Source organism: Pseudomonas sp. F3-2, from assembly GCF_038804275.1.
GTDB lineage: Bacteria > Pseudomonadota > Gammaproteobacteria > Pseudomonadales > Pseudomonadaceae > Aquipseudomonas.
On the sequence record NZ_CP152388.1, the window covers coordinates 751,936 to 774,388 of the forward strand.

Sequence of the window (22,453 nt, forward strand, 5' to 3'; positions counted from 1 at the left end):
TCCCACACGAATTGCTTGATTCATTGAAGAAGACGATTGGGTCTGTAGCTCAGTTGGTTAGAGCGCACCCCTGATAAGGGTGAGGTCGGCAGTTCGAATCTGCCCAGACCCACCAATTACCGGTGCACCCTGTAGCGATACGGGGCCATAGCTCAGCTGGGAGAGCGCCTGCCTTGCACGCAGGAGGTCAGCGGTTCGATCCCGCTTGGCTCCACCATTACCGGTGTTCGGTGGTACCGCGGTACAGACAGTTGTCCTGTGTAGAGCTTAGAAATGAGCATTTGCCTCGCAAGAAGGCGGAATGTTGATTTCTGATCTTTGTCAGAATCGTTCTTTAAAAATTCGGGTATGTGATAGAAAGATAGACTGTGATCCACTTTCACTGGTGGTGATCAGGCTAAGGTAAAGTTTGTGAATGCAAACTTTCGGCGAATGTCGTCTTCACAGTATAACCAGATTGCTTGGGGTTATATGGTCAAGTGAAGAAGCGCATACGGTGGATGCCTTGGCAGTCAGAGGCGATGAAAGACGTGGTAGCCTGCGAAAAGCTTCGGGGAGTCGGCAAACAGACTGTGATCCGGAGATGTCTGAATGGGGGAACCCACCTAGGATAACCTAGGTACCTTGCACTGAATACATAGGTGCATGGAGCGAACCAGGGGAACTGAAACATCTAAGTACCCTGAGGAAAAGAAATCAACCGAGATTCCCTTAGTAGTGGCGAGCGAACGGGGACCAGCCCTTAAGTTGATTTGAGATTAGCGGAACGCTCTGGAAAGTGCGGCCATAGTGGGTGATAGCCCTGTACGCGAAAATCTCTTGTCAATGAAATCGAGTAGGACGGGGCACGAGAAACCTTGTCTGAACATGGGGGGACCATCCTCCAAGGCTAAATACTACTGACTGACCGATAGTGAACCAGTACCGTGAGGGAAAGGCGAAAAGAACCGCGGAGAGCGGAGTGAAATAGATCCTGAAACCGTATGCGTACAAGCAGTGGGAGCCCACTTTGTTGGGTGACTGCGTACCTTTTGTATAATGGGTCAGCGACTTATTTTCAGTGGCGAGCTTAACCGAATAGGGGAGGCGTAGCGAAAGCGAGTCTTAATAGGGCGTCTAGTCGCTGGGAATAGACCCGAAACCGGGCGATCTATCCATGGGCAGGTTGAAGGTTAGGTAACACTGACTGGAGGACCGAACCGACTACCGTTGAAAAGTTAGCGGATGACCTGTGGATCGGAGTGAAAGGCTAATCAAGCTCGGAGATAGCTGGTTCTCCTCGAAAGCTATTTAGGTAGCGCCTCATGTATCACTGTAGGGGGTAGAGCACTGTTTCGGCTAGGGGGTCATCCCGACTTACCAAACCGATGCAAACTCCGAATACCTACAAGTGCCGAGCATGGGAGACACACGGCGGGTGCTAACGTCCGTCGTGAAAAGGGAAACAACCCAGACCGTCAGCTAAGGTCCCAAAGTCATGGTTAAGTGGGAAACGATGTGGGAAGGCTTAGACAGCTAGGAGGTTGGCTTAGAAGCAGCCACCCTTTAAAGAAAGCGTAATAGCTCACTAGTCGAGTCGGCCTGCGCGGAAGATGTAACGGGGCTCAAACCATGCACCGAAGCTACGGGTATCACCTTCGGGTGATGCGGTAGAGGAGCGTTCTGTAAGCCTGTGAAGGTGAGTTGAGAAGCTTGCTGGAGGTATCAGAAGTGCGAATGCTGACATGAGTAACGACAATGGGTGTGAAAAACACCCACGCCGAAAGACCAAGGTTTCCTGCGCAACGTTAATCGACGCAGGGTTAGTCGGTCCCTAAGGCGAGGCTGAAAAGCGTAGTCGATGGAAAACAGGTTAATATTCCTGTACTTCTGGTTATTGCGATGGAGGGACGGAGAAGGCTAGGCCAGCCTGGCGTTGGTTGTCCAGGTTTAAGGTGGTAGGCTGAAATCTTAGGTAAATCCGGGGTTTCAAGGCCGAGAGCTGATGACGAGTGTTCTTTAGAACACGAAGTGGTTGATGCCATGCTTCCAAGAAAAGCTTCTAAGCTTCAGGTAACCAGGAACCGTACCCCAAACCGACACAGGTGGTTGGGTAGAGAATACCAAGGCGCTTGAGAGAACTCGGGTGAAGGAACTAGGCAAAATGGCACCGTAACTTCGGGAGAAGGTGCGCCGGTGAGGGTGAAGGACTTGCTCCGTAAGCTCATGCCGGTCGAAGATACCAGGCCGCTGCGACTGTTTATTAAAAACACAGCACTCTGCAAACACGAAAGTGGACGTATAGGGTGTGACGCCTGCCCGGTGCCGGAAGGTTAATTGATGGGGTTAGCTAACGCGAAGCTCTTGATCGAAGCCCCGGTAAACGGCGGCCGTAACTATAACGGTCCTAAGGTAGCGAAATTCCTTGTCGGGTAAGTTCCGACCTGCACGAATGGCGTAACGATGGCGGCGCTGTCTCCACCCGAGACTCAGTGAAATTGAAATCGCTGTGAAGATGCAGTGTATCCGCGGCTAGACGGAAAGACCCCGTGAACCTTTACTATAGCTTTGCACTGGACTTTGAATTTGCTTGTGTAGGATAGGTGGGAGGCTTTGAAGCGTGAACGCCAGTTTGCGTGGAGCCATCCTTGAAATACCACCCTGGCAACTTTGAGGTTCTAACTCAGGTCCGTCATCCGGATCGAGGACAGTGTATGGTGGGTAGTTTGACTGGGGCGGTCTCCTCCTAAAGAGTAACGGAGGAGTACGAAGGTGCGCTCAGACCGGTCGGAAATCGGTCGTAGAGTATAAAGGCAAAAGCGCGCTTGACTGCGAGACAGACACGTCGAGCAGGTACGAAAGTAGGTCTTAGTGATCCGGTGGTTCTGTATGGAAGGGCCATCGCTCAACGGATAAAAGGTACTCCGGGGATAACAGGCTGATACCGCCCAAGAGTTCATATCGACGGCGGTGTTTGGCACCTCGATGTCGGCTCATCACATCCTGGGGCTGAAGCCGGTCCCAAGGGTATGGCTGTTCGCCATTTAAAGTGGTACGCGAGCTGGGTTTAGAACGTCGTGAGACAGTTCGGTCCCTATCTGCCGTGGACGTTTGAGATTTGAGAGGGGCTGCTCCTAGTACGAGAGGACCGGAGTGGACGAACCTCTGGTGTTCCGGTTGTCACGCCAGTGGCATTGCCGGGTAGCTATGTTCGGAAAAGATAACCGCTGAAAGCATCTAAGCGGGAAACTTGCCTCAAGATGAGATCTCACTGGAACCTTGAGTTCCCTGAAGGGCCGTCGAAGACTACGACGTTGATAGGTTGGGTGTGTAAGCGCTGTGAGGCGTTGAGCTAACCAATACTAATTGCCCGTGAGGCTTGACCATATAACACCCAAGCAATCTGCGACTCGGACGAGCACAGATTGCGGTGACTGTGAAGACGACACGCACCGAAAGTTTGCAACACACAAGCACGAAACACCTGATCACATACCTGATTGGCTGAAGCGCGGCCCTTGGCCACGGTTCGGTACCCGAATTTCTTGACGACCATAGAGCGTTGGAACCACCTGATCCCATCCCGAACTCAGAAGTGAAACGATGCATCGCCGATGGTAGTGTGGGGTTTCCCCATGTGAGAGTAGGTCATCGTCAAGATTAAATTCCAGAACCCCATTTGCGAAAGCAGATGGGGTTTTGTTTTTGCGCGTGAAAAATCTGCGGCGCCTGCCCCCTATCGTCTAGCTCTGCAACTCCGCCTCATCCGTCACGGGGTTATCAGTCGTCGGCTCACGCAATCCCTCAAGCATTTGCTAATGCGCTTGTTATACCCGGCAGTACAAGATAGCGCTCATAAAAAACCCCGCATCGCTGCGGGGTTCAGTTAACGCTCATACCATCTGGGTTACTCAGCGGTTTCCGCCGTAACTTCAACGGCCTTTACCGCGGTGACTTCGTCACGACGACGAATGTATTTCCAGTCCGCTTCGTCGATATAGATCCCGGCCGGTCCACTGCCCCCTTCAAGGTCGATTGCGACGTGGGCCGAGACCTGCGGCTTGACACTCGCCAGGATCGGCACGAAGCCCAGTTGCAAGCTGGTTTCAAGCAATGCAGCCTGGTTTCGTTCGTCGATGTCCGCTGCTTCGTCCAGGTAATAGGGCAAGCGCACACGACCGGCTTGTTCGCGATCCATCAAGTGCAACAACAAGTACATGTTGGTCAGCGCTTTGATCGTCATGGTCGTGCCATTGGATGCCGCGCCATCGATATCAGTGTGGATAACCGGCTGGCTGTTGACCTTGGTGATTTCGAATGCAAGTTCGAAGAGGTCTTTGAGACCCAGCTGGTTATGGTTGGCAGCCACGAGGCGCGCCAGATACTCCTTCGCTTCCTCGTTCTTATTATCTTGCTCAGCGCTTTGGCTCAGATCGAACACAGACAGCGTTTCGCCTTCCTCGTACTGACCGGCGCTGTGGATAATCTGATCGATGTGCTTGAGCGCTTCCTTGTTTGGGGCAAGGACGATACGGAAGCTTTCGAGGTTGGAGACCTGGCGACGGTTGATTTCACGGTTGAACAACGCCAGTTGATGCTCGAGGCTGTCATAGTCGCTACGGATGTTGCGCAGCGTGCGGGCGATATCGGTAACCGCCGCACGGCGGGCCTTGCCCAGTGTCAGTGCTTCGTCCTGGCGATGCGCGTAGGCATTGATCAGCAACTGGAGGCGACGCTCCATGTCGTCTTCGCTGTCGAATTTTGCCACGCCTTTGAGACGCACCTGCGCGTACAGCGCCTCAATCTGGCCATCGCAACGCAAAAGTCCTTGCCAGCTGTCCTGGTAATCGTTGAGCAGCGGCAGCAGGTTTTCGAGCGAGTCGTCCACCGGTTCCATGAACGGCGCGCCAAACGGCAGGTCTGCCGGAAGCAGTTGACGCCGACGCAACGCATCGTCCAGCGTGCGTTGCTTGGATTCGAGATCGCCGATCTGACGACCGACCAACTGCAATTTTGCCGACAGTTGCTGGACGCGTTCGGTGAATGCGTCGCTGGAACGCTTGAGTTCGTCCTGCGCTGCTTCCATCTGCGCGAGCTGTTCGAGCTTCTCACCTTCCTCGGCGCTCAGCGTCTGTGTACGGCGGAAATCTTCCAGCGCCTTTTGCGCATCCAGCACCTGCTGGTAAAGCGCTTCGGTCTGAGTCTTGCTCGCTGCTCGGTCAGCCGCAACGGCTTGTTGCGTTTTGAGTTGCTTGAGTTCTTTCTCCAGACGCTCTTTCTGATCACGCAGGGCAGCACGATCGGCCAGCGCTTGCAGGGCAGGCGGCTCGATGTGGGACAGGTTGATCGACAGGCCCGGCACTTCGAAGCGCTCGCCCTTGAAACCGTCAAGGATTGCTTCGAGCGATTTGACCCAGGCCTCGCCGTCGTCCAGTGCGATGCCTTGTTCACCCAACGGCAAACTGAACAGCGCGCTGTTGAACAGGCGCATCAAACGCTCGACATCCGGTTGGGAGAATTCTTCGCGCAGCCGGGCGTAGCTGTTGTTGTCTGCGTGATCGAGTTGCTGTTTGACCGACTTCAGGCGCTTTTCCAGATCGCGCAGGCGCTCATCCAGATCCTCGGCGCTGAACTGACGCGACTGAGCCAGCGCACCGGCCAGTTCGTCGTGCGCGTCTTTTGCGGCCAGCAGCTGTTGCTCCAGCGTTTTGACATCGTCTACCAAGGCAAAGCGGTTCTTCAGCACGGCCAGCTCGCCGATCCAGCGCTGAATATTGCTGATCTCACGCTCAAGCCGCATCAGCTCTTGCGTACTGCCGCGTTGATCGTTCTGCAGGGCGTCCTGCTCGCCGCGGTAGTGCTCGGCCTGAATGACCAGCTCTTCCTTGCGCGCGTTGGAATAGTCCTGCCAGGTGCCCAGCAACGAGTCGAGCAGCGGCGACAGGCGATGCAGTTTGCCGCGCAGGATGTCGCGTTGTTTTACGCCGTTGGCCAGCGCCTCGACCAGCGGACCGGCGAGCACCAGCGCGTTGTAGTCCTGCTCCATGCGGCGTACGTCGCGGAAGGCTTCTTCGCACGCGGCAATGTAATCCACGCTACCGGAACGCAGGCTGTGCTCGAACGCGTCGAGGAACAGCTGCTTGAGCTTGGCGGCGGTGATTTCGCGCATGTGCAGCAGGTTGATGAACAAGGCGCGGAAGGTCTTCAGGCTCTGTTCGCTGGTGGAACGCAGCGGGATCAGCGTCAAGTCCAGAGGAATCGACGTGTGTCCGCCCACCAGCAGGCGACGCAGTTCGTCAGGCTTGAGTTCGTAGGCCTTGAGCCCCTGGCTTTCCAGATTGGTGAACAGCTCTTTCTGACGCAGGCAGGTGTCATTCTTCTGGTAATGAGCCAGGTCCAGCTTGCCGGCATAGGCGAAGAACTGGTGCCCGAAACCGCCACCCGGTCCGCGGCCGACCACGCCGATAACGTGCGGGCCGTGGGGCAGGGCGACTTCGACCAGGATGTAACTGGTGTCCGAGGCAAAATAGAAGCGACGCGACTGATCCAGGCTGTATTTGCCGAAACTCATGTCCGACATGCGCGCCAGAATCGGGAATTGCAGCGCGTTGATCGACGCACTCTTGCCCAGGTTATTCGCGCCGTAGACCGACAGCGGGTGTTCCAGCGGAAACAGCCCGAGGCTGTAACCGGCAGTGTTCAATAGCGCGAAGCGGCGGATGCCGTAGCGTTCCTGGCTCATGCGTCAAGCTCCTGTTCTTCGGCGATCGCGCGGGCAAGGGCCTGCTCTTCGGTTTCTTCAGCGTCATCAAAAACGGTCAGATCCAGTGGATCGTCGGTCTGCAGCAGCTTTTCGTCGCTGTCATCGTCGATCAGCACAGGCGTCGGCAGGGGCAGATCGCTATGCAGACTGGCAGCCAGATCGCGGTCTTGCTGGACCGACAGGCAGACATCGAGGAAGCGGTGCATCGGCGGCAGGAAGCGATAGATGCCGACCTCTTCGGCAGCAAAACCGAGCTGGGTCATGCGGCGCATGATCTTTTCTTCCAGCTCTTCCTGCGTCTGCACTTCGGCCTGGAGGAACAGATCGCGGTACTTCTCGAGCAGCGAAGGCAACTCGTCGCGCCCCAGACTCCCGCCATCGAGCACGGCGACCGGGTCGCGGCCCTGATCGGCCAGATGCTCGACGAGAATGAAGGTGAACAGCGCCAGGCGCTGAGCGGTCTTGTTGACCTGCGCTGCAGCCAGGTCCGGCACGAAGTAATAAAAGCCGCGTGTGTCACAGATCAGCTCGAAGCCCAGTGCCTTGAACAGTGTGCGGTACTGATCCTGGAAGTTGGACAGTTGCGCATACAGCTCAGGGTCGCGGCGGCTGATGTGGTAACCCTTGAACAGCTCGCGAAAGATGGGCGCGAGCTGGGACATTTCGGATAGATCAAGATGCATGGGCGGTGCCCTCGGAATTCTCTGGGTTTGCGTCTTTGCTCGAGAGCAGGGCGAAGGAGCGCAGGCTGACGCGGTGCTCCTGAGTCAGGTATTCGCGGCGTTCGAGTCGCTCGCGCTTGAAGCGTTTTTCCCGCGACAGGCGCGAGAACCAGTACAGCAATTCGTCGGTCGCGCCGGTCGGTTCCTGCTCCAGCAGCCAGACCATCAGATCCGGCATTGGCAGCGCCTCTTCACAGCGCTCGACCATTTCCTTGACGGTGCGCGGCGCACGCGGCGGCTCGCCCTTGCGGGTGAGACTGGCCTTGGGGAAGCGCGCAGGTTTTGGCTCGAAGCGCGCCAGGGCGTAGACGTACGCTTCGACCTGGTTCGCGCTGCCGAGAAAGGTGCTCTGCGGACGCGTGAACATGGGCATGGCGGCCTGCGGAACGGCGTCGATGCCTTTGCGGCGAATGGCTGAAAGAGCAAGCGCCGCCCCTCGAGTGACGGCGTTGTGACGACGTGCTTCTTCACGCAGCGGCAGCAACAGCTCGCGGGCATGACGCAAGGTCAGCTGAGCGCTGGTCTGCATTTCTAGAATGCGCGCATGGGTGCGCAGCAGCATGTCGTCATCGACCAGTTGGCCCAGGCGTTGCTGATCGGTGAGCATGCGCAGCAGCACGTTCTCGACCTTGCGCACTCCTTGCTCGAACGCGCCATCGGCGTTCACCAGCTGAATCATCGGCTCGACGTATTCGTCCCACGTCGCCAGTACCTCGGCGTAGCGCTGACGCAGCGGGATCTGGCGATCACTGGTCTTGGCGCGTTCGGCGACCGAGACCAGCGCCTGTTCATCGTTGGCCAGCTTCTTGAGGACGTCGCGCACGCGCATGTCCAGCAACCGCAGTTGGCGGGCAAGGTCATTGGCATCACGGGCCTCGAACGCTTCCTGAATGTAACCGGCCAGTCGTTCGAGGTGACGCAGATACGCTTCGATTTCCAGGCACAGGCCCAAGCGGTGTTCACGGCGCAGATAAGACAGGAAGTCGTGAATCTGAGCGTTGAGCTCGAACCGGTTCGGGCTTTTCGCCACGGGAACCAGGATGTCGAGACGAATCCACACGTCCAGCAGGTTGGTAATGTCCTGGGGCGTGCTTTCCAGTTGCTGGGCGGCCAGTTGCAGTCGCAGTTCGCTCAGGCTCAGGGTGCCTTGGTCGAAATGCTCGCACAGTGGCTCAAGAAGCGCCCAGTGTTCGGCAAGGGCGCGCAGGACGCGCTTAGGTTCGATCATCGGATGGCCGCTGGTTGGCAAATAAAAGCGGCAATTGTACTGCATCGTCGGGTCTGGTTTTCACCCTCAGTCGATCAACTGCGGCGTGATTCGTCCAAGGCCTGTAGAATCCCCCTCCTGAATTCATCCACAGGTGGCTGACCTTTGCTCAACGAGCCTCGCCGTCGCGCTTATCTGACCGCCATGCAGGTGGTCAGCTGGCTGCCGCGCACCGAATTGCCATTCGCCGCACCCTCGCGCGCAGAGCTGCTCGCGCCGCTGCCAGCGCTGGTCGATACGCCCGCGCAGGTGGTGCAACCGGCTGCCGCGTTGCCTGCCAGCGACGAAGCGCTTGCGGCGAGCAGTACGCCGGCGGCCCGCACGGTCGAGCGGCCGAAGATCGAGGTGCCGCGCCCGTCATCCTCAGTCAGACCAGCGGCCAAAGCCGATGAGGATGACGCTGCGCCTGCGGTGGTCAAGGCCGCTGTCGTACCGCCGCCACGCTTTGCCTTGCAGCTGTTGCGCGCGGGCAGTTGCCTGCTGCTCGTCGAGCTTGCCACCGGCGAGCCGTTCCAGAGCCGCGATCCTTCATATCTCCTGCTCAAGGACATGTTGCGTGCGGCCGGTCTGCCGGACAGTCCGCAGATCATCGGCGAGCCTGTGCGCTGGCCCTTGCTGGTGCGTGGCCAAATGGATCAAGGGCCTGAGGCTGCGCGGGATTTCGTTCAGGGTTTCCTGTATGCCCGTGTCGAAGAACAGCCTTGCACATGTTTGTGGCTGATCGGACTTCCAGCGGTACGTTTTGCCGCCGAAGCCGACGCCGAATCCTACAATCTCGAGCTCCAGGTCGACGGCCTCGGGCTAGCCTGGGCGCTGCCGGGTCTTGAACTGTTGATGGACGAGCCTCAGCGCAAGGCCGATGTCTGGCGCGCCATGCGTCGATTGATGGGCCGTTGGAAGAGCGTAAATGAGTGATGCCGTAACGTTTCGCCGCATGACCGAAGCGGATCTGGACGCTGTATTGAAAATCGAATATGCCGCATTCAGTCATCCATGGACGCGCGGCATTTTTCTCGATGGCCTTAAGTCGTATGAAATCTGGCTGATGTTCGAGGGCAATCAGCAGGTCGGGCACGGCGTGATCAATGTGATCATCGACGAAGCGCATTTGCTGAACATCACGGTCAAGCCGGAGAGCCAGGGTCGCGGGCTTGGCCTGTTGCTGCTCGACAAATTGATGAAGCGGGCCTACGAACTCAATGGGCGCGAGTGCTTCCTTGAGCTGCGTGCCAGTAATCAATCGGCCTACCGATTGTATGAGCGCTATGGCTTCAACGAAGTCGGCCGACGTCGCGATTATTACCCGGCCGTCGGTGGTCGCGAAGATGCGTTGGTGATGGCGTGTACGTTGGTCGATTAGGTTTTTGATAGTGCGGCAAGCTTGCTCGCGCTGACAATGCGACAACCGCCGAAGACCAGGCCGATTGCAGACGCCTTCGCGAGCAAGCTCGCACCCACAGGAACAGTTCAACCAGACGACTGATGCTCTGCCGACTCAGACGCCAGGTTTGCCATCCAACGGGTCGAGAATCGCCATTTCTTCCTCATCCAGACCATCGCCACCACCGATGTCGTCTTCGTCGACGATACTCAAATCGAAGTCGGCAGGGCCGCCTTCGCCTTGTTCCCGTGCCGAGCGCGCGCCGTCTTCATCGATCAGCGTTTCCGGGCTCATGTCATCGTCGGTGGGATTATGGTCGTCGGTCGAGGCGCCGGTCATCCCGGCTTCTCTGACGCGCTCGTCCGGGATATAGGTTTCCAGCTCGTCGGCAGGGATCGTGTCACCGATTCTGCCGCTCGGCTCATTGTTGTCGTTGAAGTTGAGCTCTTCCATCGAGCCCATGCGGTCTTCGTTGTCATCGATGGGCTCAGGTTGAGTAGCGCCGAAGGGGCGGCGTGGATCGTTCATGGCAAAATCCTCATTGTTGGCGGTCATAGTTGGGTGGACCTGACGTGCCGGTGAAGATTCCCTCCGGTTCTCGATCGGTAGTGGCCTGAAGGCGTGACTTGAAGCGCCGAGCCCCAGTCATAGCTGAGCATCATTTCCGAGGCATCAACGCATGAACGAACTACAAGACTTGATCGACAACAACGAACGTTGGGCTGCCGCCATCAAGGAAGAAGACCCCGAATTCTTCGCCAAGCTGGCGCGCCAGCAGACGCCTGAATTCCTCTGGATCGGTTGTTCGGACGCTCGTGTCCCCGCCAATGAAATTGTCGGCATGCTGCCAGGCGATCTCTTCGTCCACCGCAACGTTGCCAACGTCGTGCTGCACACCGACCTTAATTGCCTGTCGGTCATTCAGTACGCGGTCGATGTGCTCAAGGTCAAGCACATCCTCGTCACCGGCCATTATGGTTGCGGCGGCGTGCGTGCATCGATGCAGGATCGCCAGTTCGGCCTGATCGATGGCTGGCTGCGGACCATCCGCGACCTGTACTACGAGAACCGCGAAGTGCTGGCCAAGCTGCCCACCGAAGAAGAGCGCGTAGATCGTCTGTGCGAGCTGAACGTCATCCAGCAGGTGGCAAACGTCGGCCACACCAGCATCGTGCAGAACGCCTGGCATCGTGGCCAGAAACTGTCTATCCACGGCTGTATCTACGGCATCAAGGACGGCCGGTGGAAGAGTCTGAACGCGACCATCAGCGGCTTTGAGCAGTTGCCACCCCAGTATCGGTTGCGTCCGCTCGGGGAGTGATGGCCTGACAGAGGCCGGTTAGTGCGGCGCGATTCTCAAGCGTCAGTCAATGGCGGGCCAAGCCTTGGACTGCGCTTTGTCTGACCTGAATCTCAGGTAGAAAAAGCGCAGCCATGGGCAAACGCGATCCCGTTGGCGAGGCAGTGTCAGATCTTGACCTGCTTCATTTCAGGCAGCGGTTTCTGCAGCTGCTTGAGCTGGCGTGAGACAGTCCCCGTGCGGCATTTGGCAGCTGCCTGATCGGGCTTCATCTTGCGAACCGAGGTGTAGAACAGCTTGCAGGTCGAGACCTTGTCGGTCACCTGCCAGCGGGTCATGCACTGTTGCAACAGTGACGCTGCATCCGCTCCCGGTTTCTGGCCCATGCCGGCTTGCCAGCAAGCGGCGCTCAAATCCTGCCCCATCACCTTCAGGCCAGCGTCGTCGGCCTTGGTTTCGTCGCCGCCATAATTGCTCTTGTCCGCTGCATACCAGATATAGCTGGGATGATTGGCGCCAATTACCGAAACTGCCTGTCCGGTTGCGGGGCTGATCGTCGCCAGACCCAGCAAAGGCACGTCGACCTTGTATTGTTCTTTGATCCAGCTGCGTACAGGCGCACCGAAGGCGACCATCGGCAGCGAGGTACCTGATGAACGCTGGCTGACCTGCCTCACCATGGTTGTCTGGTAATCATTGAAGTAGCTGTAGACGCCTTCCAGATCCTTGCCTGCATTGGACGGCGCGGCGATTGGCGCGATGTCGATAATGGTCTGATAGGCCGGCGTCTGATCGGCAGGGATGTCGTTGTCGGTGAGCAGTTCAGCCCAGCGATCCGTGGTGGCCGAGCGCAAATAATCCTGCGCCTGGGTCAACGAATAATCAGGCGGGAAATGCAGCAGCTCGACGCTTTTGCGGTTTTCCAGTGCCATGCCCAGCGGCAGGAATAGATACCAGTTGTAGGCAAACTTCCCGTCTGCATTGAGTTTTGTCGCACCGGTATACGCCAGATCGCCCGCATCCAGTAGAGCAGTCAGCGGCTTGTCGTAGCCATCCGGTACGCCGCTGATATCCGCGTAAAGCGCATCGCTATCCGTGCGCACTGTCACTTTGGCGGCGGCGTACCCGTCGCGCTGCACGCTCTGCGTCAGGTAATGCTCGACTGTTTGCCCGAGTGTCCAGTCGCGAAAGCAAATGACGTTGCAGTTGTTGGGATAAGCGAAAAGACGAGTGACACGTTCCGTGCTGCCCAGCTTCACGCTGACGTCCGCCTGAGCCATGAAGCTCAGCGTCAAGGCGGCGAGGGCGATACTCAATGATGCGGTTTTGGTCATGCTCATGTCCTTGTTGGCGTGGCCATCCCTCTGCGTGGATGGTGTTTCAATGATGAAACACTTCGACATGGCTGGAAATGGATTCAGACATGAGCCAGGGAGATTTTTGCACGCCCACTTGAGACATCCGTATCGGGTGACAGCGATGACGTTGCCGCGCCACCGCTGCCAAGCGCAGGCTTAAAGGACGAAGCGTTGAACCATGGTGTTCAGATCAGTCGCGAGCATTGCCAGGGCGTTGCTCGCCACGGTCGTCTGCTGCGCACCCGATGCCGATTGCGTTGACAAGTCGCGGATACTGCTCAGGTTGCGGTCGACCTCATGCGCCACCTGCGCCTGTTGCTCGGCGGCGCTGGCAATCAGCATGTTGCGATCGCTGATTGTCGACGTCGAGCTGATGATCACCGTCAGCGCCTGGCTGGTAGCGGCCGCCTGCTCAAGCGTCTGACTGGCCTGCGCCGCCGTGACGCGCAGGGTTTGCGCGGTGTCCTGAGTGCTTTTCTGGACATCGTTGATCAGGCTCTCGATTTCCGTCGTCGAAGCGCTGGTGCGCTGCGCCAGTGAGCGGACTTCGTCGGCCACCACGGCAAACCCGCGACCTGCCTCGCCAGCGCGGGCAGCCTCGATGGCCGCGTTGAGCGCGAGCAGGTTGGTCTGGTTTGCGATCGCGCGGATGACTTCCAGAATCTTGCTGATGCTCAGGGTACGCTCGGCCAGGCCGTCGGCCTGATGCGAGGAATCAAGCACGTTGTCGGTCAGCTCCTTGATCGAGTCGATCGTACCGGTCAGGCGCAGACGACCTTCAGCGGCGGCCTCGTTGGAGGCCTTCGATTCCGTCGAGGTATTGCTGGCGTTGTCGGCGACTTCCACCGCCGCCTGGCTCATCTGGTTCACGGCCACGGCGGCCTGTTCGATCTCATCGTTTTGCGCTTGCAGGTTCTTCGCGCTGGCCTCGGCGATCGCGCCCATCTCCTGTACCGACTGGCTCAATTGGCTGGCAGCGGCGTAAATCTGATCGATGGTGCCGTGCAGGTTGCCACGCATCTGACCGAGCATCTTCAGCAACTGCGCGGTCTCGTCCTTGCCCTCTGCAACGGGCTGGGGACTAAGGTCGCCTTCGGCGATGGTGCTGGCGATCTGCAGCGACTGACGCAGCGGTCGGATGATGCTGACGCTGAGACGCCAGGCCAGCAATAACGTGAGCACCAGCGCCACGACGATGGCGCTGACGGCGATGATCCGGGTCTGTTGAAAACGGCTGCTTGCGCCCGACACTGCGGCCGCCGCGCCTTGCTTGTTCAGCTCGCGCAGCAGTTGAACCTGCATGTCCATCAGGTCGCCCTGCAGGCTCAAGCTGGTGTTGAGCAGCATTCGGGCATCATCGAGTTTGCGTTGCTCGATCAGGGCGATCTCGTCGTGCAGCCCCGGCATGAATGCGCTGTAGGCGTCTTGCAGGGCCTTGATCGAGTCGCGCTCGGTGCTGTCGGTGGCATGGGCGAGGTAATCACTGAAGCCTTTCTCGACCTCGTTCTTGAGCTGTTCGACGTTGATCTTGCTGGTGACCACGGCGCCCGGATCGTCAGCGTTGGCGATCAGTCGGGCGCTCTCTCCGCGCAGCTTTATCAAGTCGATGGCAATTGCGTCCGCCATGGCAATGCTCGGCAAGGTGCCGCTTTCAACGGCTTCTCCCTGATCGCGGATGCTCTGCATCTGAAACAGGCAAAATGCGCCGAGGGCCACTAACAGCAAAGCCGTCACGCCAAAGCACAACACCAGCCGCTGAGCGATCCTGAAACGCCGCAAAAAGGCGGGCCTGGACGAAGGACGAACTGAACGACGCAATAACCTTTTCACTGCAAACCAATCCCATCGACGAATTCACCGGAGACTTGGTTATAGAGACGTTCCATGATGTCTTTGTGACATCGGAGCAGGAATGTTGCAGATTTGTGCTGATTTGACGGCATTCCGATGAGCGGACGTTTTCATCCCTTCGGCTGCACGCACTTTCAAGCAGCTGCATGAGCGACTGGGTGCGCCTCGCGTGTGCTTACCCGCCGATTTCTTCCATGAGTTCCTGCAAAAACCGCTGTGCGCGATCGTGTCTGATTCGGGCCATTCGCTTGCCGGTAGTGGTCTGAAAGCCTTCGGCCAAGGTGAAGATCTTGGTCTTGAAGTGGTCTACCGCGAAGCGTTTGTCATCCAGCGCCCGTCGTTCGGCCTGTGGATCGGAGGGATCGTAGAGATGGCTGCCCATGCGTCCTGACACGTAAAACAGCCGGGCGACGCCGATCATGCCGATGGCGTCGAGGCGGTCTGCGTCCTGGAGGATTTTTGCTTCCAGCGTATGGGGCGTGATGTTGGCCGAGTAGCTGTGGGATTCGATGGCGTGGGCGACCGCCTGCGTGCGCTCCTCGTCCCAGCCCATTTGTGACAGAAGCTCGGTCGCCTTGGCGGCTGCCAGACGCGACGCGCTGGAGCGAAAGGGTGAGTTTTTCTCGATTGCAACGCAGTCATGCAGCAACGTCGCCGCCAGTAACAACTGAGGATCGCCACCTTCCTTGTCGCGAATCGCGCAGACATTGCTCCAGACCCGATGCAGGTGCGACACATCATGTGAGCCATCGACTTTTTCAGCCACGGTGTGTGGGATCAGCTTGTTGGCAAGGTCCTGGAAGGGCGCGAAGGAGAGGGCGGTCATGGAGGGTCCTTTCGATGCGGGCTGGCGGTCGTGGCCAGCATAAGCAAATTGACCGGCAAGGCGGGTTTCGGTTCGTCGCGCCCGCGAGGCGTTCACGGCCGCAGTGGCAGGGCGGTTTTGTAGCGGACCTGTTTAAGCGACAGGCTGGAGCGGATTTTTTCGACTTCCGGCATCGGCGACAGGCGCTCGATGATGAAGTGTTCCAAAGCCTGCATATCGGCCATGACCACCCGCAGCAGATAGTCGGCGTCCCCGGTCATCAGGTAGCACTCCATCACCTCCTCGCACTCGCACACGCGGCGCTCGAAATTCTGCAGGGCCTCGCGGCTCTGCTCCTTCAGGCTGATGGATATGAAAACGTTCAAGCGCAGACCCAGGTGCTCCGGCGCAAGCAGCGCAACGTATTCCCGGATGCAGCCTGATGTTTCCAGCGCCTTGACCCGCGCCAGGCAGGGCGAGGGTGACAAGTGCACACGTTTGGCCAGCTCGACGTTAGAGAGGCTGCTGTCGCGTTGCAGTTCTCTGAGTATCTTCAGGTCAGTGCTGTCGAAATTCATCGTGCTTCAATCCGCCAATTTTGAAGTTTTTTATGCTGAGCATCATCGCTATTTTCCCGCAGGTCGGTCATTAAAGCTGCGACGTCAAGCATAGACTTTCCCGTAAATAATACGGAGGTGTCTATGAGCCATTTCGAGTCCGGCATCCGAGCCGCCGCTGTTGAGCGCAGTCATCCTGATCACCAGGAGCTGATCGAGTGGCGAGACGCGCTGTTGTCGCTGGCTGAAAATGCCGGGCCCGAACGCGCTCGCGAGATCCTCGACATGCTCGCCGCGGTGGCCCGCGACCCGAAAATCGGCTGGCGGCCTGCTCACGGCACGCCCTACATCAACACCATTGCTGTGCATCAGCAGCCTGCGTTTCCGGGCGATCTGGCTCTCGAAGAGCGGCTGGCTTCAATCATGCGCTGGAACGCGCTTGCGATGGTCGTACGCGCCAATCAGGCCTACGGTGAGCTGGGCGGGCACATCGCAAGCTATGCCAGCGCGGCGGATCTGTTCGAGGTCGGCTTCAACCATTTCTTCCGTGCGCAGAGCGACAATCCCGGCGGCGATCTGGTGTTCTATCAGCCGCATTCGGCGCCCGGTATCTATGCGCGGGCGTTTCTGGAGGGGCGTCTGGACGAGAACGATCTGGCTCATTATCGCCAGGAGATCGCCGGCCCACGCGCAGGCGCCCGCGGCCTGTCGAGTTATCCGCATCCATGGCTGATGTCCGACTTCTGGCAATTTCCTACGGGTTCGATGGGCATTGGCCCGATCAGCTCCATTTATCAGGCGCGCTTCATGCGCTATCTGCAGCATCGGGGCTTGCAGGAAACGTCGGCCCGGCATGTCTGGGGCGTGTTCGGCGATGGTGAAATGGACGAGCCGGAAAGCATGTCGGCACTGACGCTGGCGGCGCGTGAAGGTCTCGATAACCTGACGTGGGTGGTCAACTGCAACCTGCAACGGCTCGATGGACCGGTGCGCGGCAATGGCCGGATCATCGACGAACTGGAGGCGCTGTTCAGCGGTGCGGGCTGGAATGTGATCAAGCTGGTGTGGGGCTCGGACTGGGATCCGCTGTTTGCGCGTGACGCCGACGGCTCGCTGGTGAGAACCCTGTCGCAGACGGTCGACGGTCAGTTTCAGACGTTCGCCGCCAAGGATGGCCGCTATAACCGCGAGCATTTCTTCGGCCAGAGCGAGGCGTTGGCGCGACTGGCTACTGGCTTGAGCGATGAGCAGATCGACCGGCTCAAGCGCGGTGGGCACGATCTGGTGAAGATATTCGCGGCCTACGACGGCGCATTACGACACAAGGGACGGCCGACGGTGATTCTTGCCCAGACCAAAAAGGGCTTCGGCATGGGCGAAGCGGGGCAGGGCAAGATGACCACGCATCAGCAGAAGAAACTCGATCGCGAGGCGCTGCTTGCCTTCCGCAACCGGTTTCACCTGCCGCTGAGCGACGATCAGGCCGAAAACCTCAGCTTCCTCAAACCCGACGCCAGCAGCGCCGAAATGCGTTATCTGCGCCAGCGTCGTCAGGCGCTTGGAGGGCCCATGCCCAGTCGCAAGCGTGTGGCCGAGTATGTCGGCGTCCCGGCGACCGACCGCTATGCCACGTTTGCGCTGCAAGCGCAGGGCAAGGAAATGTCGACCACCATGGCGTTCGTGCGCATGCTCGGCAATCTGCTCAAGGATACGCAGCTTGGCCCGCGCGTGGTGCCGATCGTGGCGGACGAGGCACGCACGTTCGGCATGGCCAGCTTGTTCAAGCAGATCGGAATCTATTCCAGCGTCGGCCAGCGCTATGAGCCGGAAGACATCGGCTCGATCCTGAGTTATCGCGAAGCCATCAATGGCCAGATCCTCGAGGAGGGCATCAGCGAGGCCGGTGCGATCAGTTCGTGGGTGGCGGCGGCGACCAGTTATTCAACTCACGGTTTGCGCATGTTGCCGTTTTACATCTATTACTCGATGTTCGGTTTCCAGCGCGTGGGAGATCTCATCTGGGCCGCCGCAGACCAGCGTGCCCGAGGGTTTCTGCTGGGCGCAACGGCGGGGCGGACGACGCTGGGCGGGGAGGGGTTGCAGCATCAGGACGGCTCAAGTCATCTGATGGCGGCGACCGTACCGAACTGCCGCGCCTACGATCCGGCATTTGCAGGCGAGCTTGCAGTCATTCTCGACCATGGCATGCGTCAGATGCTTGAGCACGATGTCGACGAGTTCTACTACGTGACGTTGATGAACGAAAACTACGCACAGCCTTCGCTGCCGGACGGGGTCGACCAGGCGATCATTCGCGGCATGTATCGCTTTGACGAGCATGTGGTCGAGAAGCCAGCTGGGCGGGTTCGCCTGCTCGGCTCAGGGACGATCCTGCGCGAAGTGATCGCAGCGGCTCAGTTGCTGGCGCAGGACTGGCGCATCGAAAGCGAAGTCTGGAGCGTCACCAGTTTCACTGAGCTCGAGCGGGAGGCGCGCGAGGTCGAGCGCTGGAATCGACTGCATCCACAACACGCTCGGCGCGTCAGCCATCTCGATGCGTGCCTGCCTCAGGGCGCACCGGTGGTTGCTGCATCCGATTACGTGCGAGCCGTTCCGCAGTTGATCGCCGCAAGCGTGGCGAGCAACTACACGGTGCTGGGTTCGGACGGTTTCGGCCGCAGCGACACCCGCGCGCAGTTGCGCAGTTTTTTTGAGATCGACCGGTTTCACATCGTACTGGCTGCAATAACCGCATTGATGGGTGAAGGCGCTGTGTCGGCGGATCTGGCGGCTCAGGTGATCGAACGCTATGGAATTGAGGTCGACAGCGGCGAACCGTGGGCGCGCTGACCGAGGCGCCTGGCGCTCGACGCAGTGGTTGCAGACCGGTGAGCCCGAAAACGGCGCAGCCCCGGTTCGATGGCTGGCCCCGGTTCCGGGCGGCGCTGACGGCCTTACTTGCCCTGCATCGCCGCGGTCAGCTTGTCGACGTTGTAACGAAACATCTTCACGTAAGTCGACGCCGGGCCGTCGGCCGGGGACAGCGATTCCACATACAGCTCGCCGCCAGGATGGGCGCCACTGGCCTTGGCGATCTGCTGGACCAGGCGGGGGTCGCCGGAGTTCTCGAAGAAGTAGGCGCTGACCTTTTCCTGCTTGATCTGATTGATCAGCTTGCCAACGTCAGCGGCCGACGCTTCGGTTTCGGTGGAGAAACCCAAGGGCGACAGAAAGGTCACGCCATAAGCGTCGCCGAAATAGCCGAAGGCATCGTGGGACGTGAGGACCTTGCGTTGTGCGACCGGGATGGCATTGATCTGCGCGCGAGCATAGGCGTCCATGTCCTGCAGCTGGGCGATGTAGCGATCACCGTTGGCTTTGTAATCGGCAGCGTTTTCCGGGTCCGCTTTCTGCAGTGCCTTGATGATATTTCTGACGTAGACGACGCCATTCACTGCACTGTTCCAGGCATGCGGGTCGGTGATCTTCTTGCCGTCTTCCTCCATGCTACGGGTCATGATGCCGTTGGATAGCACCACCGGCTGGCCTTTGTAGCCGGACGCGGTGATCAACCTGTCGAGCCAGCCTTCCAGGTGCAGGCCGCTGACAAACACCACGTCAGCTTTTTTCAGCGCCTGTGCATCATTGGGTGTCGGTTCGTACACGTGCGGATCGCCATTAGGGCCGATCAGCGAAGTGACATGCACGTGTTCGCCGCCGACGTTATGCACCATGTCGGCAAGGACCGTGAATGAAGCCACAGTTTCCAGGGTTTTTGCCTGGGCGAAGTTCGCCAGGCCTGACAACGCCAGCATGGCGGTCAGCAACGTCAAACGCTTCATGGGATTTCCTTTCGCTAAAAGAACGATCAGCCGGACAGATGAACCCTCGGGAACAGACGGCGCAGAAAACCGCTGCGTCCAAAGAACAGTGAGAACACATAAAAACCGCTGGCGGTCAGCACGATCGCCGGCCCCGACGCGACGCTTGCGTGGTAGGACACGATCAGACCGATGAAGCCCGACAGGGTAGCGACCGCTGTCGAGATCACGATCATGCCGGTCAGCGAACTGGACCAGAATCGCGCCACCGTGGCGGGAAGCATCATCATCCCGACGGCCATCAGCGTCCCCAGCGCTTGGAAACCCGCGACGAGGTTGAGCACCACCAGCAGCAGAAACAACACGTGATACAGCGAGCCGCGACCGCCGACCGCCCGCAGAAATCCGGGATCGAAACATTCCAGGATCAGCGGCCGATAAATCAGTGCCAACAGGATCAGGGTGAACGAAGCGATACCGCCCACCATGAAGATCGCTTGATCATCGATGGCCAGAATGGTGCCGAACAGCACGTGCAGCAGGTCCACGTTGGAGCCGTGCAGCGAGACGATCAGTACACCGGCGGCCAGCGATGTCAGGTAGAAGCTGGCGAAACTGGCGTCTTCGCGCAGCGTGGTGAAGCGGCTCACCAGTCCGGACAGCAGCGCCACGGCGAGTCCGGCGATCAAGCCGCCGAAGCCCATCGCTGGCAACGACAGCCCTGCAAACAGGAAGCCCACCGCTGCGCCGGGCAGCACCGCGTGGCTCATCGCATCGCCCACCAGACTCATGCGACGCAGCATCAGCAGCACGCCCACCGGCCCCGAGCCAATGCCCAGCGCCAGACACGCCACCAGCGCGCGGCGCATGAACCCGAAATCGACGAAGGGCTGAATCAGCAGGCTGTACAGCGTCACAGTGAGGTCTCCTCATCGATTGCGCACGCCTGAGCGTCCGGGCTCCAGTGTTCAGCCATGTTCTTGGCCCGGCGCAGGTTGTCGGCGTGCAGAATGTCAGCGGTATCGCCCCAAGCGATGGTTTCGCGCGCCAGAAGCAAGGTGCTGGGGAAATGCTGGCGCACTTGCTCGATGTCATGGAGAACGGCGATGACTGTGCGGCCTTGGCCGTGCCAGTTGCGGATCAACGTGAGCAGGTCGCGCGTGGTGCGCGCGTCGATGGCGGTGAACGGTTCATCGAGCAGGATCACCGAGGCATCCTGTAACAGCAGGCGGGCAAACAGGACGCGCTGAAACTGGCCCGACGACAGCGAGCCGATGCTGCGCTGTTCGAAGCCGTTCAGCCCGACGGCTTGCAGGGCTTGCCGCGCCTGCTCGGCATGTTTGCGCGTCACACCGCGAAACGCTCCAATGCTGCGCCATGCGCCCATCATCACGGTGTCGGCAACGCTGAGCGGAAAGCTGCGGTCGATCTCGGCTGCCTGCGGCAGGTAGCCGATATGCCGCGTGGCCAGTGCGCCACGATCGACGCGTCCGAGTGCAGGCTTGAGCGTGCCGGCGATGGCCTTGATCAGCGTGGATTTGCCCGCACCATTCGGCCCGACGATCGCCGTCAGACTGCCCGCGGCAAACCGACCGCTGACGTGATGCACAGCCGGGCGCCGCTCATACGTCACCGTCAGGTCGTGAAGATCGATCGCGGCACTCACGGAATTGCCACCGCCCAGGCGATGCCCAGCCAAAGCACCGCCAGCAGAACCAGAGCGACCAGCGCCCGCTTGCCGGCCGACTGGGCCAGCGCTGAGGCTGCAAGCGTGGGGGAACGTCGAAGGGGAGATTTCACGAATGATCAGGCCTGAAATGTTTTGTTATAGTATTACATCACTTTTTTTGGCCGTGAGGGAAGGGCTATTTTTCGTCGGTTCAGCAAGCGGACAGTCAGACGTTGCGTGCGGTATTTTCCTGCGTACTCAAATCCCTGTAATTTCCTGAACAGATTTTCTTTTCCGGGATTGTTTCCATGACCGCTTCTCATCGACGTTCAGTACCTTTGGCCAAGTGCTACCGCCTGCTCAACCACGGCCCGACCGTGCTGGTCAGTGCAGCGCATGCCGGGCAGCGCAATATCATGGCGGCCGCGTGGGCGATGCCACTGGATTTTCAGCCGCCGAAGGTAACGGTGGTGCTGGACAAAGCCGTGTGGACGCGGCAGTTGCTGGAGGGCTCAGGCACCTTCGTGATCAATGTGCCAACGGTCAGTCAGGTCGATATCGTCGAAACTGTCGGCTCGACGTCCGGATTGGAAATTTCCCATGAGAAGGACGTCGACAAGTTCACGGCTTATGGGCTTGAAACATTCGCGGGTGGGGTCGTCGATGCACCGCTGCTGGAAGGCTGTGCGGCCTGGCTTGAATGTCGTCTGATGCCGGAGCCACACAATCAGAATCAGTACGACCTGTTCATCGGCGAAGTGGTGGCGGCCTGGGCGGACGAGCGCGTGTTTTCGGATGGGCACTGGCATTTCGCAGGTCACGATGAGCTGCGCACGCTGCACCATGTGGCGGGTGGTCACTTCATGGTGATCGGTGACGAAGTGGTGGGCAAGGTGCTGGGGCGGCCCTGAAGCCGCGCCCGTTCGCCAGCGTGCCCCGTCAGAATCGAGCGGGACACGTGGCGCGAGCGGGAGAGTGCG

17 protein-coding genes, 2 tRNA genes and 2 rRNA genes are annotated in these 22,453 nt (G+C 59.1%); 9 read left to right on the forward strand and 12 right to left on the reverse strand.

Annotation, left to right across the window (positions count from 1 at the left end; genetic code table 11):
• Window positions 1-38 precede the first annotated feature (38 nt).
• From AAGQ88_RS03410 to rrf, 4 genes are all read left to right on the forward strand, one after another.
• A tRNA-Ile gene (locus AAGQ88_RS03410) sits at window positions 39-115 on the forward strand.
• A gap of 26 nt (window positions 116-141) precedes the next feature.
• Window positions 142-217: transfer RNA gene (locus AAGQ88_RS03415), tRNA-Ala, on the forward strand.
• A gap of 256 nt (window positions 218-473) precedes the next feature.
• Window positions 474-3,366, forward strand: a 23S ribosomal RNA gene (locus AAGQ88_RS03420).
• A 157-nt stretch (window positions 3,367-3,523) separates the two neighbouring features.
• A 5S ribosomal RNA gene (gene rrf / locus AAGQ88_RS03425) occupies window positions 3,524-3,639 on the forward strand.
• Window positions 3,640-3,886: 247 nt separating this feature from the next.
• On the opposite strand, the gene mksF is transcribed toward rrf, so the two are convergent.
• The 3 genes from mksF to mksB are packed head-to-tail and all read right to left on the reverse strand — an operon-like array spanning window position 3,887 to window position 8,692.
• On the reverse strand, window positions 3,887-6,721 hold the full coding sequence (gene mksF / locus AAGQ88_RS03430) for an Mks condensin complex protein MksF (RefSeq protein ID WP_342654440.1): 2,835 nt from the start codon (window positions 6,719-6,721) through the stop codon (window positions 3,887-3,889).
• Window positions 6,718-7,425 (reverse strand): Mks condensin complex protein MksE, encoded by a 708-nt coding sequence (gene mksE, locus AAGQ88_RS03435; RefSeq protein WP_285425550.1) that lies wholly within the window; start codon window positions 7,423-7,425, stop codon window positions 6,718-6,720. The genes mksF and mksE overlap by 4 nt, the downstream gene beginning before the upstream one ends.
• Window positions 7,415-8,692 (reverse strand): Mks condensin complex protein MksB, encoded by a 1,278-nt coding sequence (mksB, locus tag AAGQ88_RS03440; RefSeq protein WP_093462618.1) that lies wholly within the window; start codon window positions 8,690-8,692, stop codon window positions 7,415-7,417. The genes mksE and mksB overlap by 11 nt, the downstream gene beginning before the upstream one ends.
• Window positions 8,693-8,836: 144 nt before the next feature.
• Between mksB and AAGQ88_RS03445 the strand changes: the two genes are divergently transcribed.
• Window positions 8,837-9,646 carry an energy transducer TonB gene (locus AAGQ88_RS03445; protein WP_342654441.1) on the forward strand — a complete coding sequence of 270 codons (810 nt, stop codon included), beginning with the start codon at window positions 8,837-8,839 and terminating at the stop codon, window positions 9,644-9,646.
• Entirely contained in the window at window positions 9,639-10,091 is a 453-nt protein-coding gene (rimI, locus tag AAGQ88_RS03450) for a ribosomal protein S18-alanine N-acetyltransferase (RefSeq protein ID WP_074759276.1), read from the forward strand. Before AAGQ88_RS03445 ends, rimI begins: the two co-directional genes overlap by 8 nt.
• Before the next feature lie 135 nt (window positions 10,092-10,226).
• On the opposite strand, the gene AAGQ88_RS03455 is transcribed toward rimI, so the two are convergent.
• Complete coding sequence (locus AAGQ88_RS03455; protein ID WP_285425552.1) at window positions 10,227-10,640, reverse strand: serine kinase/phosphatase; 414 nt, start codon at window positions 10,638-10,640, stop codon at window positions 10,227-10,229.
• Window positions 10,641-10,791: 151 nt separating this feature from the next.
• On the opposite strand from AAGQ88_RS03455, the gene can reads away from it, so the two are divergent.
• Window positions 10,792-11,433 (forward strand): carbonate dehydratase, encoded by a 642-nt coding sequence (gene can, locus AAGQ88_RS03460; protein WP_285425553.1) that lies wholly within the window; start codon window positions 10,792-10,794, stop codon window positions 11,431-11,433.
• Window positions 11,434-11,579: 146 nt separating this feature from the next.
• Here the strand turns inward: can and AAGQ88_RS03465 are convergent, their stop codons facing one another.
• The 4 genes from AAGQ88_RS03465 to AAGQ88_RS03480 form a co-directional block, all read right to left on the reverse strand.
• On the reverse strand, window positions 11,580-12,746 hold the full coding sequence (locus tag AAGQ88_RS03465) for a hypothetical protein (protein WP_342654442.1): 1,167 nt from the start codon (window positions 12,744-12,746) through the stop codon (window positions 11,580-11,582).
• 180 nt (window positions 12,747-12,926) lie between these two features.
• On the reverse strand, window positions 12,927-14,549 hold the full coding sequence (locus tag AAGQ88_RS03470; protein ID WP_342654443.1) for a methyl-accepting chemotaxis protein: 1,623 nt from the start codon (window positions 14,547-14,549) through the stop codon (window positions 12,927-12,929).
• A gap of 247 nt (window positions 14,550-14,796) precedes the next feature.
• Window positions 14,797-15,447: an HD domain-containing protein gene (locus tag AAGQ88_RS03475; protein ID WP_285425556.1), complete on the reverse strand. Its 651-nt coding sequence runs from the start codon at window positions 15,445-15,447 to the stop codon at window positions 14,797-14,799.
• Window positions 15,448-15,539: 92 nt separating this feature from the next.
• Window positions 15,540-16,004, reverse strand: a complete 465-nt coding sequence (locus AAGQ88_RS03480; protein ID WP_342654444.1) for an Lrp/AsnC family transcriptional regulator — start codon at window positions 16,002-16,004, stop codon at window positions 15,540-15,542.
• Window positions 16,005-16,127: 123 nt separating this feature from the next.
• On the opposite strand from AAGQ88_RS03480, the gene mdeB reads away from it, so the two are divergent.
• Complete coding sequence (gene mdeB / locus AAGQ88_RS03485; protein WP_342654445.1) at window positions 16,128-18,833, forward strand: alpha-ketoglutarate dehydrogenase; 2,706 nt, start codon at window positions 16,128-16,130, stop codon at window positions 18,831-18,833.
• 104 nt (window positions 18,834-18,937) lie between these two features.
• On the opposite strand, the gene AAGQ88_RS03490 is transcribed toward mdeB, so the two are convergent.
• Genes AAGQ88_RS03490 through AAGQ88_RS03505 form a run of 4 tightly spaced genes read right to left on the reverse strand, consistent with a single transcriptional unit; the run spans window position 18,938 to window position 21,604 of the window.
• A complete protein-coding gene (locus AAGQ88_RS03490) occupies window positions 18,938-19,825 on the reverse strand; it encodes a metal ABC transporter substrate-binding protein (RefSeq protein WP_342654446.1) in 888 nt (295 codons plus the stop codon).
• A gap of 26 nt (window positions 19,826-19,851) precedes the next feature.
• On the reverse strand, window positions 19,852-20,721 hold the full coding sequence (locus AAGQ88_RS03495; protein ID WP_285425561.1) for a metal ABC transporter permease: 870 nt from the start codon (window positions 20,719-20,721) through the stop codon (window positions 19,852-19,854).
• Complete coding sequence (gene aztA / locus AAGQ88_RS03500) at window positions 20,718-21,470, reverse strand: zinc ABC transporter ATP-binding protein AztA (protein ID WP_342654447.1); 753 nt, start codon at window positions 21,468-21,470, stop codon at window positions 20,718-20,720. Before aztA ends, AAGQ88_RS03495 begins: the two co-directional genes overlap by 4 nt.
• Window positions 21,467-21,604 carry a hypothetical protein gene (locus AAGQ88_RS03505; RefSeq protein ID WP_177182087.1) on the reverse strand — a complete coding sequence of 46 codons (138 nt, stop codon included), beginning with the start codon at window positions 21,602-21,604 and terminating at the stop codon, window positions 21,467-21,469. Before AAGQ88_RS03505 ends, aztA begins: the two co-directional genes overlap by 4 nt.
• A 177-nt stretch (window positions 21,605-21,781) precedes the next feature.
• Here AAGQ88_RS03505 and AAGQ88_RS03510 point away from each other — a divergent pair, with 177 nt between their 5' ends.
• Complete coding sequence (locus AAGQ88_RS03510) at window positions 21,782-22,384, forward strand: flavin reductase family protein (RefSeq protein ID WP_342654448.1); 603 nt, start codon at window positions 21,782-21,784, stop codon at window positions 22,382-22,384.
• The last annotated feature ends 69 nt before the right edge of the window (window positions 22,385-22,453 follow it).